Annotated in this window: 14 protein-coding genes; 12 read left to right on the top strand and 2 right to left on the bottom strand. The window is 50.7% G+C overall.

The window, feature by feature from the left end:
- Nucleotides 1-199 precede the first annotated feature (199 nt).
- Nucleotides 200-415: a sulfurtransferase TusA family protein gene (locus EDC14_RS26780; protein WP_165907960.1), complete on the top strand. Its 216-nt coding sequence runs from the start codon at nt 200-202 to the stop codon at nt 413-415.
- 4 nt (nt 416-419) lie between these two features.
- On the opposite strand, the gene EDC14_RS11440 is transcribed toward EDC14_RS26780, so the two are convergent.
- Nucleotides 420-1,316 (bottom strand): LysR family transcriptional regulator, encoded by an 897-nt coding sequence (locus tag EDC14_RS11440; RefSeq protein WP_132014422.1) that lies wholly within the window; start codon nt 1,314-1,316, stop codon nt 420-422.
- Between the two features lie 200 nt (nt 1,317-1,516).
- Between EDC14_RS11440 and EDC14_RS11435 the strand changes: the two genes are divergently transcribed.
- From EDC14_RS11435 to EDC14_RS11385, 11 genes are all read left to right on the top strand, one after another.
- Nucleotides 1,517-2,185 (top strand): YeeE/YedE thiosulfate transporter family protein, encoded by a 669-nt coding sequence (locus EDC14_RS11435; protein ID WP_132014421.1) that lies wholly within the window; start codon nt 1,517-1,519, stop codon nt 2,183-2,185.
- Nucleotides 2,186-2,298: 113 nt separating this feature from the next.
- Entirely contained in the window at nt 2,299-2,526 is a 228-nt protein-coding gene (locus EDC14_RS11430; RefSeq protein ID WP_132014420.1) for a sulfurtransferase TusA family protein, read from the top strand.
- Between the two features lie 9 nt (nt 2,527-2,535).
- Nucleotides 2,536-3,066, top strand: coding sequence for a YeeE/YedE thiosulfate transporter family protein (locus EDC14_RS11425; protein ID WP_132014419.1), 531 nt, complete (start codon nt 2,536-2,538; stop codon nt 3,064-3,066).
- 12 nt (nt 3,067-3,078) lie between these two features.
- On the top strand, nt 3,079-4,335 hold the full coding sequence (locus tag EDC14_RS11420; RefSeq protein WP_132014418.1) for an FAD-dependent oxidoreductase: 1,257 nt from the start codon (nt 3,079-3,081) through the stop codon (nt 4,333-4,335).
- A 96-nt stretch (nt 4,336-4,431) separates the two neighbouring features.
- On the top strand, nt 4,432-5,280 hold the full coding sequence (locus EDC14_RS11415) for a rhodanese-like domain-containing protein (protein WP_424337410.1): 849 nt from the start codon (nt 4,432-4,434) through the stop codon (nt 5,278-5,280).
- Nucleotides 5,281-5,357: 77 nt separating this feature from the next.
- On the top strand, nt 5,358-6,509 hold the full coding sequence (rffA, locus tag EDC14_RS11410; RefSeq protein ID WP_341540157.1) for a dTDP-4-amino-4,6-dideoxygalactose transaminase: 1,152 nt from the start codon (nt 5,358-5,360) through the stop codon (nt 6,507-6,509).
- 139 nt (nt 6,510-6,648) lie between these two features.
- Nucleotides 6,649-7,386, top strand: coding sequence for a glycosyltransferase family 2 protein (locus tag EDC14_RS11405; RefSeq protein ID WP_165907959.1), 738 nt, complete (start codon nt 6,649-6,651; stop codon nt 7,384-7,386).
- A gap of 13 nt (nt 7,387-7,399) precedes the next feature.
- Nucleotides 7,400-8,626 (top strand): ATP-grasp domain-containing protein, encoded by a 1,227-nt coding sequence (locus tag EDC14_RS11400; protein WP_132014415.1) that lies wholly within the window; start codon nt 7,400-7,402, stop codon nt 8,624-8,626.
- A gap of 138 nt (nt 8,627-8,764) precedes the next feature.
- Nucleotides 8,765-9,742: an ABC transporter substrate-binding protein gene (locus EDC14_RS11395; protein WP_132014414.1), complete on the top strand. Its 978-nt coding sequence runs from the start codon at nt 8,765-8,767 to the stop codon at nt 9,740-9,742.
- Nucleotides 9,732-10,517 (top strand): ABC transporter permease, encoded by a 786-nt coding sequence (locus EDC14_RS11390; RefSeq protein ID WP_132014413.1) that lies wholly within the window; start codon nt 9,732-9,734, stop codon nt 10,515-10,517. The genes EDC14_RS11395 and EDC14_RS11390 overlap by 11 nt, the downstream gene beginning before the upstream one ends.
- A complete protein-coding gene (locus EDC14_RS11385) occupies nt 10,514-11,290 on the top strand; it encodes an ABC transporter ATP-binding protein (protein WP_243662907.1) in 777 nt (258 codons plus the stop codon). Before EDC14_RS11390 ends, EDC14_RS11385 begins: the two co-directional genes overlap by 4 nt.
- Before the next feature lie 3 nt (nt 11,291-11,293).
- Here EDC14_RS11385 and EDC14_RS11380 read toward each other — a convergent pair whose 3' ends face one another.
- Entirely contained in the window at nt 11,294-12,421 is a 1,128-nt protein-coding gene (locus EDC14_RS11380) for a 4-amino-4-deoxy-L-arabinose transferase (RefSeq protein WP_243662906.1), read from the bottom strand.
- Nucleotides 12,422-12,459: the final 38 nt, after the last annotated feature.

The raw sequence follows: 12,459 nt of genomic DNA, 5'->3' as shown, positions 1-12,459 counted from the left end.
TATTGGATCACCCAGGATAACAATTCGAAGTGATTCGGAATGGAAGATTTTCCATGCTTTGGGTTCAAAAAGACGGGCGGGGAGCGGAATGATCAATAATAGCAGGGAAAAATCGCTTCGCAGCGAAGAAACCGTTAGGATGAGTGTAGCGTTGAACGGTGCGGAAGAAACCAATTTCATGATTGCGGAGGAGTTTGTCATGAAAAAATTGGATTGCATGGGCGATTTCTGTCCGATACCCACCCTTAAAACTATCGATCAGATCCAGCGGCTGAACCCGGGCGAGATGTTGGAAATCTTGGTCGACCATAGCTGTGCGGTTGAGAATATTAAAGCGGCCGCCCACAAACTGGTTCATCAATTCCGGGTCGAAGAGGTAGCCAATGGGATATGGCGGATTACGATCGAAAAATAACCCGCTAGCAGAAGCTTTTACCGCTATCGTTGCGGATGAAATTGATCAACTGCTGGTTATCCTCGGAAAGGCTTTCATTTTTCCGCCAAACCATCGAAAAAGTAATTTCAAAAGTGGCGCCGTTGATGAAGACCCGTTGCAAATCGCCGGAAAACAATTCTTTTTTGATGGCGATATACGGGAGAAACGAGAGACCGTGGCCGGAGATGACCGCCGATTTTACGCTTTCCAAGCCGTCCAATTCTAAAAATGGTTTGAGGCTGGCGCTATCCATCTGGTAACGGGCCAGACTCCTTTCGAGTGAGCGACGGATGTCACAGTCCGGTGGAGTGAGAACCAGGGGCAGGCCGGGTAGATCCGCTAGATCGACGGCTGTTTTGGGATGGCTGGATGAGGCAACCAGGATTAACTCCGAACGAAGCACCAAATGGCTTTCCAGATCCGGAGCATGGGGAATTCCTTCTAGAAATCCGGTATGTAAGGTACGGTTCCGCAACTCGCTGATCACTTCCTGCGAGGATAAGCTCTGGACCGATACCCGAATTTGCGGGTAGATCTGTTTGAAGAGAAAGAGGGCGCAGGGCAGTGCGTATTGTCCGATAGCCGGGCAGGTTCCGACTTGCAAGGAAGGATATTCGGAGGCCGCCACGGCTTTTAAGTCTTGTTGCAGATTATCCCATAGGGTCAAGAAACTCTGCGCATAGGAGAAAAAAACCTTGCCATACTCCGTGAGTTGAACGCCTCGATTGCTCCGATTGAGCAGCTGATGCCCGAGCGAGGTCTCCAGGTTTTGGAGCTGCATGCTCACCGCAGGCTGGGTCAGATGGAGATTGTCGGCGGCTTTGGAGATGCTCGACGCTTGGACCGTTTCGATAAATGCCTTAAGATTTGAGATGTTCATCCGTATCCCACCTTCTTTCCTGTGAATACAATTCTGTCAGGAATTTTCGATTCCTCTATCTGATTGAAATAAGTTTTCATTTTCAAAAGAAAGACTTATACACCATAACAAAGTCTTATTGTCTATATACGTGGTAGAAGCTGTATAATGAAGTTAGTTGAGTTTGTGAAAAAGAGAACAAAAGGAGGGAGGAATTGACAGTGGAGATTCAACAAGCAAGGGAAACGGCAGTGCGCCGAACCCCGAAAAAACGGAAGAATCAGCTTCCGATCGCCATCATCGTTTTAATCCTGGTCATCGTTTTGGCGGTCGTTTTCGGACAGATTTCATCGGGGTTGGCGGTGGCTTGGATTTTCGGAGTCGCTTTTGGCGTGGTGTTGCAAAAAAGCCGTTTTTGTTTCACCGCAGCCTTTCGCGATCCCATTCTGACGGGCGGGACTTCATTATCCAAGGCGGTTCTGACAGCGATCTCGATTGCCTTGGCCGGCTTTGCGGTGATCCAGTTGTTTGCTTTACAGAGTGGCAAAGGGGTTCCGGGAGCCGTCAATCCGGTCGGCATTCATGTGGCGATTGGCGCGACGATGTTTGGGATCGGAGCGGTCATTTCCGGCGGTTGCGCGTCGGGTACGTTGATGCGCTTTGGAGAAGGATTTATGATGCAGTGGCTTTCGCTCGCTTTTTTCGTCGTCGGCAGCTTATGGGGAGCCCATGATTTTGGCTGGTGGCAGCAGGCGGTTATCAGCGCGTCACCCAAGATCCATTTGCCCTCGTTATTGGGATGGCCGGCCGCGCTGATTCTGCAGTTCGCTGTGTTGGGAGGACTTTTCTTTTTGGCGGATTGGTGGGGCAAAAAACGAAATCAAGCCTAAGCCGTCAGTTTTGGCAATGACAGTAGTTCAACGAAAGAATTCCTGCCAAATGATTTATTGGGACATAGGACATCCATAGACGAAAAGTGAAAATCGATAAGGAGTGTTACGCAATGGCTGAATATCGTTTGGATTGTTTAGGAGAAGCTTGCCCGGTTCCTCTGTTAAAGACACAAAAGAAATTGGCCGAGCTGAAGGTGGGAGATGTGCTGGTGGTGGAGATCGATCATAGCTGCGCCATGAAGAATGTTCCGGAATGGGCCAGAAAAGAAGGGCACCCTGTCGAAATTGAAGAGGTAGGAGACGGTGAATGGGAAGTTTATATTGAAAAAGCGAAATGAGGGCTGAAAATGAGTCTACAAGAGAATCGGATCTTTAAAGCGGTCATTAAAGAACCTTGGCCGTATACGACCGGTGCAATTTTACTCGCTGTCTTGAATATCGCTCTTTTCGCCATATCCAACGCGCCCTGGGGAGTCACCACCGCTTTTTCTTACTGGGGAGGATGGCTGGCCAAGACTTTCGGCATTCCTGTCGAGCAATGGTTTTACTTTGCCGAACCGCACCGTCAGGCATTGAAGCTATCTTTTTTTACCCACTCGGGAACGTTGATGAACCTGGGGATCATCGTCGGAGCTTTGCTTGCGGCGCTGGCGGCCTCCCAATTTAAGCTCAAAAAGATCAAGTCGGTCGCTCAGGTGATCGCGGCGATCTGCGGGGGGTTGCTCATGGGATATGGGGCTCGCCTGGCATTCGGCTGCAACATCGGCGCTCTGTTCAGCGGCGTTGCTTCTTCCTCGTTGCACGGGTGGCTCTTTATGGTCTTTATGTTTGTCGGCGCTTGGATTGGAAGCAAACTGCTGGTGAAGTATTTCATGTGATGGAGGCCTTCCATGGAGAAAAAAGTCTTTGAGTACGATGTGGTCATTATCGGGGGCGGGGCTGCCGGACTGACCGCCGGAATATATTGCGGCCGCGCCCGACTGAAGACCCTGTTGATTGAGAAATCTTTGGTGGGCGGCCTGGCGACGTATACCAGTGAGATCGAGAATTACCCCGGTTTCCCCGAACCGATGGGCGGGACTGCATTGATGCAGCGATTTGAGAAACAAGCCAAACGATTGGGTGTCGAATTCAAACTCACGGACGTGAAGGGACTTCAGGTCATGGAGGATGGGACCAAGCTGGTCGAGACTTTCCGGGCCATCTATAAGGCCAAGGCAGTCATCCTCGCCACCGGCGGCAAACCACGCTTGACGGGAGCCCGTAACGAAGAGAATTTCCTTTACGACAAAGGCATTTCTTTCTGCGCCACTTGTGATGCGGCCTATTATACCGATAAGGTGGTTCTGATGGTAGGCAGCGGGGATGCCGCCATCGAAGAAGGAATGTTTTTGACCAAATTCGCCAAAAAGGTATTGATCTCGGTCATTCACGATCAAGGAATCCTCGATGCGAATAAAATTGCCCAGGAACAAGCGTTCTCCAACCCTAAAATGGAGTTCATCTGGAACACCATGGTCGACGAATTCGTCGGCGGTGAACGCCTAACCCAGGTCAACTTGAAGAACACCAAAACCGGCGCGATCATTCCGGTCGAGGTTGACGGTTGTTTCTTATTTATCGGCTATCTTCCCAATACTGAAATTTTCAAGGGGTTAATCGCTTTAAATGACCGGGGTTATATCAAAACCAATGAGATGATGGAAACGAATATCGCAGGAGTCTATGCGGTGGGCGATGTCCGGGAGAAGGGTTTGCGCCAAGTTTCCACAGCCGTGGGCGACGGGGCGGTGGCCGCGGTGGCGGCCGAGAGATACCTGGCAGAGAACGAGTATTTTCAGCAACTGTTGCAGGCGGATCGCCCCTCCCTGTTTTACGTCTGGGAACCTACCAATGAGCAATGCCGTTGTTTGCTACCGGTTGTCGAGGAATTAAAATGCAAATACGGCTCGACGATTACCGTTTCCAAAATCGACGTTTATAAGTCCGCCTCCTTAATCCAGAAGGTATGCAAAGAAATGCCGGAAAACCTTCCGGCAGTCGTCTTGGTAAAACAAGGAGCACCTCCGGAAGTCATTGCCAAGGACCTGACCCCGGAAACATTGGAATGCTGTGCCCAAAAGCTGGCCACACCGAGTGAAAAATAATAGTCGTTTGGCAGGATTAAAAAAATAAAGGGAGGTATCGGAATGAAAAGTTTTGGTTTCAAATGGGTTGCGATTTTTGTGGTATTATTATTGGTGATGGGCGTCTCCATCAGCTTTGCCGTCGCCGAACCGGTGAAAGACGCGGTTAATCGTTATTTCTCCAATATGCCTGCTGATACCTATAAGATCGGTGAGAAAGAGTTCGTTGCCAAAGTAGAAGCCAATGAACCGATGTTCATTTTGGACATTCGCCAAGCGGATGTTTATGCCAAGGGGCATATCAAGGGCGCGGTTAATCTGGCGTGGGGCACCGATATCAGCGATAACTTAAGCAAGCTCCCCAAAAACAAAACGATCATGGTCTATTGTTATACCGGTCAAACTGCGGGTCAAACCGTCGCCCTGTTAAACATGGCCGGATTCAACGCCAAATCGGTGAATTTAGGTTGGGATTTGGGAATATCAAAAGTCGATGGCGTGGCGGATGTCACCGAGACCAAAGCCAATCCGCTTCCCAAAGCCATCTCCCTCAAGATCCAGCCGCAGGTCAAAAAGGCAATTGTTCAATATTATCAAGGGTTGGACCGCGTCAAAGGGAGCACCTATGCGAATTACAAGATCAGCGAAGCGGATGCCAAAGCCTTGCTGGACAAGAAGGACCCAGGGGTTATCTTTTTGTCGGTCCGGAAAGCGGAAGACTTTGCCAAAGGTCATATTGAAGGGGCCATCAATATTCCTTTCGGCAAAGGGATGGAGCAGAAGTTTCACAGTTTGCCGCAGGACAAAAAAATTATCGTTTATTGTTATACCGGTCAGACAGCCGGCCAGACCGTTGCCGGTTTGAGAATGCTGGGCTATGATGCCGTATCCATGAATGGCGGAACCGGCATGCCGACCAACGCGCCGCAAGGATGGGTCAACAAAGGGTATCCCTTGGTGAAGTAGGAGTCATTGTGCAATCACTATCGCGTTATCCCGGGGCTGACGCATAGTCGGCCCCGTTTCATCTTGGATTGAAAGTGGTGGCAGCTTTGATTATCCCATTTTATAAGCCGTATTATACCGGCGCCGAAGAGAGCTATATCCGGGATGCAATGGCCAGGAACCGGATTAGCGGCGACGGTTTTTATACTGCCAAAGTCAAAGAGTTTATCGAGGAAATGTTCAGCGTTTATAAAGTTTTTTTAACCACTTCGGCCACGCACGCCCTGGAAATGGCGGCGCTCTTGTTGAACCTGGAACCTGGCGATGAAGTGCTCATGCCCTCCTTTACTTTTCCCTCCACCGCCAATGCCGTGGTCCTGCGGGGCGCCAGACCCGTCTTCGTCGAGATTCAAGCCTCCACACTTAACATCGACCCTGCCGATTTGGAAGAGAAAATTACTCCCCGCTCCAAAGCGATCATTCCCGTTCACTACGCCGGCATTGGCTGCGAAATGGATCAGATTATGAGTCTGGCCCGCGAGCATCAGCTTCAGGTGATCGAAGATGCGGCTCAAGCCGTGAACGCCTCCTACCGCGGACGCTATCTTGGAACCTGGGGTCAGATGGGCTGTTATAGTTTTCATGAGACCAAGAACATCACTTGCGGCGAAGGGGGCGCGTTGCTGATCAATGTCGGGGATACGGAAATGATCCAACGAGCCGAACAGATCATTCAGAAAGGCACGAACCGGCGGCAGTTTATCGATGGTGAAGTGGATCGTTATACTTGGGTCAATTGGGGCTCAAGTTATACTCCTTCCGAGGTTTTAACGGCATTTCTTTACGCGCAATTCATGGAGCTGGAGCGAATCACCGCCAAACGGCGCATGATTCATGGGGCCTATACTCACTATCTATTGCCTTATGCCCGGAGCGGCAAGATTGGGATTCCCGTCATTCCATCCGCCTGCCAATCCAATTATCATTTGTATTACATTCTTTTTCCCACTGAAACTGCGCGAAAGAATGCCCAAAAGGCACTGGCTTCGTCCGGAATCGAGACGGCCTTCCATTATGTACCCCTGCACAGCTCGCCAATGGGGCAGCGGCTCGGATACCGTTCCGGTGATCTGCCGCTAACGGAAGACCTGAGCCGGAGATTATTGCGGCTGCCCTTTTTTACAGGAATGACCGATAGTGAAATCGAATATGTAATGGAACATGTGACCGGGATATTGGAGAAGATCTAGAAGCCATGTGAAAGTCTCTTTCCAATCGATTCGACTGGCAAGAGGATTCCAAAACGACTTTATCACTTGCTTCTCTGAGCTTTTGTGTTCAACCTGACCTATGGCCAGGGTTATCACAACGCTTCTAGAGGTCAAAGAGATGGCGGTAGATGTATCAGTAATCATTCCAGTCTATAATAGTGAATGTTCGCTGGAAGAACTTTATCGGCGGTTGACCGGAGTACTCGACGGAACGGTTCAAAACTACGAGATCATTCTGGTTGACGACGCCAGCTCCGACCGGAGTTTCGCTCGGGCAAAGTTGCTTCATGGACGGGACCCCCGCGTCAAAGTAATCGGTTTGGCCCGCAACTCCGGACAACAAAACGCCATTTTATGCGGACTCCGTTTTGCAACGGGAGAAATCGTCATTACGCTCGACGACGACCTGCAACATCCCCCGGAGGAGATTCCGGTTCTTCTCGCGAAGATCGCCCTGGGCTATGACGGAGTATTTGGGGTCCCGGACCATAAACGCCATGCGTTTTACCGGAATCTGGGCACTTTGGGGATTGATATTCTGCTCCGGCTGATCGCCGGAAAACCGCGGGAATTAAAACTCAGCAGTTTCCGCGCACTCCGAAAAACGCTGGTGTGTCAGATTCAGAGCGAAACTATGGATTTTATTTATTTGGCTCCGCTTATTTTGAAATACACCCGGAATCTGACCCATGTCACGGTGAAACATGCACCGCGCCAGTACGGGCGCTCGAATTATACGCTCCAGAAGCTGGTGCGGCTCTGTACCCAATTGGTCAGGTATTACTCGAAAATCGCTGAGATTTTTCCCCCGAAGATCAATCGTCCTCAATACGAGGTTAGAGAAATCCACTTATAAAAAGGAACGGATCATGAAACTTTTGATTTTGGGCGCCGGAAACCTTCAGCTCAATGCAATCAGGAGAGCCAAAGCCATGGGGCATACGGTGATTGTCTCCGATTACCATGCCGATCCGCCCGGAAAAATGCTTGCCGATGTCCATGAACAGGTCAGCACCTTTGATGTTGAAGGCAATCTGCGAGTTGCCGCCCGATATCAGGTTGACGGCATCATGACCGTGGGAACCGATCAACCGGTCTATACTGTGGCACAGGTTGCTCAGACCTTAAATTTGCCGGCTTTGATCGATGTGCCGACGGCGCTAGCGGTTACCAACAAGAAAGTCATGAAACAGCGTTTTTTGGAATCCGCGATCCCAACGGCCCGCTATGTGCTGTTACGAGAAGATTTTCAAGAATCCGAGCTGGCCGCGATGGGGTTTCCGGTCGTTGTCAAACCGCTCGACAGCCAGGGACAGCGGGGAGTCTATAAATTATCCTCCATTCGGGAAATTCGTGAGGTTTTTCGGGATGTACTGAGTTATTCCCGCCAATTGGAGCTGATGGTGGAGGAGTATTATCCGAGCCGCGAGATTACCGTAAGCGGCTGGGTAAGCGCAGGGGAAACTTTTGTGGTGGGAGTGGTGGACAGAATCACCTTTGAAGTGGCGCGGCATATCGGCATCTGTACCGCCCACCATTTGCCGTCGCAATTTTTGGCAACGCGCCATCGCGAGATAGCGGACCTCACCGAGCGGCTCGTCGCCTGTTTCGGGATTCGCAACGGCCCGATTTATTTTCAGTTTTTAGTCGGAGCGGAGGGGATCAAAGTCAACGAGATCGCTTGCCGGATTGGCGGGGCCTATGAAGACATCTATTTGCCCCGGGCCACCGGCATCGATATGCTGGATATGGTCATCCAAGCAAGTTTGGGGAAGAAAGTGGATTGCTCTCCCTTGGAACATCATGACTGGTTAGCGAATCAAAAACATCTGGCGGTAGAATTGTTTTTTGCTACGCCATGCACCATCGCTTCATTGTCAAGCATTCAAAGGCTACTGGAGTTGCCGGGAGTCATTCACGCGCAGTATAATTTCGGAATTGGCGACCGGATCGGAGAGATAACCGATGCTACGCAGCGGGCCGGCGTGCTGATGGTTGAAGGGAAGAACGAAACGGAGTTGGCTGCCAACAGGGAACGGGCCCGCGCCGCGTTGGGCATTTTCGATGAGTGCGGAAATAACCATATTTTGGGGTGAGCCATCGCGGAATCGGCCGTATATTACGCATTGCAGCGGAGCATTCCGGCAGTAACGCTGGTTTGCCGCAAACGGCTCCTGCTTTCCGGATGAAATGGTTCCAGTGAGTTATCCCGTTCAACGGGGGAGGGATAGGAAATGAAGAAGGTTCAGTTGGCGGTGTTCGCCATATTTTTCTTGACACTGCTTGGGCCGGGATGGGGCCTGGCGCTGCAAAAGCCATCCGTCAAGCAACCCCAGATATCCATCGCGGAACAATATGGCCTGGCTTACGCTCCGTTGCAGATCATGAAGGAAATGAAGTTCCTTGAGAAGAAGCTGCCCGGTCTGAAAGTGGTGTGGAGTCAGTTGGGGAATACGGCGGCTATCCGTGAGGCGATGCTTGCCGGAAAGGTCGATGTCGGATTTATGGCGATACCGCCTTTCCTGATCGGTTGGAATCACGGAATGCCATGGAAGATCGCCTGCGGTTTGTCAGAGAGCCCGGTCGGATTGGTAACCAATCAGCAGGAAATCCGTTCGCTGGGGGATTTTACGAAGACAGCTCGGATCGCCTTGCCTCAACCCGGCAGCGTGCAGCATATCTTACTGGCGATGGCCTGCGAACGGCAGTTGGGGGACGCCAAAAAACTGGACAATCAATTGGTGACGCTGTCTCACCCGGACGGGATGAATGCGTTGCTTGCCAAAAAGGATATTACCGCCCATTTCACGGCGCCTCCCTATTTATTCAAGGAATTGCTCCACCCCGACATGCATCAGATCATGGACGGAACAGAAGCTTTCGGCAAGGAGTTCACCTTCATCGTCGGAGTCTGCACTGAACAGTTTCATCAGCAAAGCCCCCGGGTGTTTAAGGCTTTCTTGCAGGCTCTCCAGGAAACACTGCGGTTTATGCGGGAAAACCCCGAGCAGACCGTATCCCGGTTGAGTGCCGAATATAAAATTCCTGCCGCCGAGCTGAACCAATATTTTCAGGAAAAAGGGCTGAAATATAATCTGGAAGTAAAAGGGGTCAAGGAATTCGCCGCTTTCATGAAGCGTCAGGGCTATATCAATAAGCTGCCTCGGAAAATGTCAGAGCTCTATTGGGAAACCGCTACCTATGAAAAATAAATTTTGGGAAAACCGGCTTTTCACCCGCATTGCCTGCCTGCTGGGATTGGCGCTCATCTGGCAAGGGATAGCGAATTCGGGCTTGGTCAACCGCCAGTTATTCCCGTCCTTGCATATCATCCTGGTTTCACTCTCCCAAGCGGTCGCCAGTGGCGAGATCAACCAAGCGGCCGGTTTATCCATGGTCTTGATCGCCAAGGGTTTGGGGATTGGATTCGCATTGGCCGTGTTGCTGGCGACGTTGGGTATGACCAGCAAAATCATTGATGCCCTGGTGGACACGGTCACGGCCGTGGCCCACCCGCTGCCGGGGATCGCTTTGCTGCCGATCATTATTTTATGGATGGGAACCGGGACGGAAGCGATTCTTTTCATCATTGTCCATTCGGTGCTCTGGCCGATGCTGCTGAATTTAATGGCCGGCTTTAAATCGATTCCGAAGATTTACCGGGAAGTCGGCGCCAATCTGGAGTTGAATCCGGTTCAAACCACGGCACGGCTGATGATTCCCGCCTCCTTGCCGTATCTGCTGGCAGGTCTGAAGATTGGATGGGCGCGGGCCTGGCGGGCCTTGATCAGCGCGGAAATGATCTTTGGCGCGGTCGGCGGAGAAGGCGGATTGGGCTGGTTTATCTTTAAGAAGCGCGTCTTCATGGATACCGTTGGGATCTATGAGGGGATCATCGTCATCGTTCTCATCGGGATCATTGTCGAAGATATTGTTTTCCATGGGATTGAGCAGCTTACGGTGAAACGGTGGGGCATGAGCGTTTGAAAGGAAGCACGATGAGCTCGAAGCTGGAGATCAAAGCATTGCAAAAATCCTATTCCCAGGGCAATACATGCCTCCGGGTTTTAGAAGCGATCGATTTCACCGTCGGGCAAGGGGAGTTTGTATGCCTTCTGGGATCTTCCGGCTCTGGGAAATCGACGTTATTGCGAATGATAGCGGGATTCGAAACCCCGGACTCGGGCGAGATCGTTCTCGACGGGCAGCCGGTCACGGGGCCCACTGCCAAACGAATAATGGTTTTTCAAGATTTCAACCAGCTTTTTCCCTGGAAGACGGTGCTTGAGAACGTGGTTTTTCCTCTGAAAATGAAACGCATTGGTGCTTCGGATCGGGAACGCAGAGCAATGGCTGCCGTTTATTTGGCAATGGTCAAGCTGGAAGGGTGTGAACAATGTTACCCGCATCAGCTCTCGGGCGGGATGAAGCAAAAAGCGGCCATCGCCCGGGCTTTAGCCTTGCAACCGGAGCTCTTGCTCATGGATGAACCATTCGGAAGTTTGGATGCTCAGACCCGGGAAGTTTTGCAGCAAACACTGGTTAAGGTGTGGCAAGATACCGGAGTCACAATCGTTTTTGTGACTCATGATATTCAGGAGGCTGTCATTTTGGCGGACCGTATTGTAATTCTGAGTAAAAACAACCACCGGATTCGAGAAATTGTCCAGAACACTCTGAATCGACCCAGAGATCCTGGTGACCCTCTTTTCCCGAAAATGTGGCAAGAGGTGTATGGCATGTTGGATGCGACGGAATGAGAACTAGGGATGGGAACCCGGAAGAACCTGATAAATGGTGACCGGCCAATCTCTTTCGCCCGCATATTGAGCGATCTCCGTTCCAAAAGCCGGATTGGAAAACCGGTGCAGCGGCTGGCAATGGGAGCGGAGGAAGGTCTTCAACTCGTGATAGTATGGCATGTGTCCGTAGACTCCGTTCCACTGCGGTCTTGAGTGATGGATGAAATCGAGTGCTTCAGGATAAATAATGTATTCGATCCTGCGGCTGCGAATATAAGCGGCGAAGGATAAATGATGTTTCCTCAAGTAGGATAAATTGCGGAGATCCAACAGTTTGTCATCATCAAAAAAGTATTCCGTATTCAAGCTGGCCAGGACTTTCCGGTCCGGGCCGATGCTTCCGGCGATTTGCCGCAGGTAGGCAGAATAGTCATATTTCAGGACGGAGCTGAAATTCCAAATCGTCTGGGACAGCACCAATAGAACAAGCAATCCCGATATCCAGTAACGGCGGGATTGGCCCAAAGAGCTGATGATCATCGTCGTGAGCAGATAAAAGAGGGGAAACAAAAAAATGATGCTTGTATAGTTGAAACGGCCGATCAGAATGAATCCGAGGTTCACGGATAGGATCGCCAATACGATCCAAACGGAGGCGGGATTCGGGATGACTCTTTTGATTAACGGTTTTCCTACCGAATAGAAAAAGACGATGCCAAAAATGACTAGATCGGCCTCGATATGCGGAGCATAATATGTTCCGCATTTTCGTTGATAAAGATGCTGATAGAACTCAAAGAACCGTTGTATTTTGGCGGCAAGCGGATTCAAGACTCCGAATTGCTGCTGACCATATGCAAAATACTGGGTAATAAATCCCGGTTCAAATTTCGAGCTCAAGGCAATAAAGAAGCCAGTCCAAGTGATAACGGCCGCCGAGTAGACGAACAGATTAGCGGCTCTGAGCGAGCGGGTACATAGGATCCGGAATGCGTATACCGTGCCTACCATTATGGCGACTAACAAACTATTGGGGTGGATGCCGATTCCCAGGCCTACGACGGTCCCCAACAGCAGATCCACCCCATAACCTGGACTTTTTCTCGGCTTTTGCAGCCAATACAGACTGAATACGCCGAGAAACAACACGATGATTTCCTGGCGGCCAAAATGGGAAGCATATAAAA

The sequence above is a fragment of the Hydrogenispora ethanolica genome (assembly GCF_004340685.1).
Classification (GTDB): Bacteria; Bacillota; UBA4882; order UBA8346; family UBA8346; genus Hydrogenispora; species Hydrogenispora ethanolica.
The sequence above is the reverse complement of the archived record's forward strand: the minus strand, read 5'-3'. Positions and strand labels throughout refer to the sequence as shown.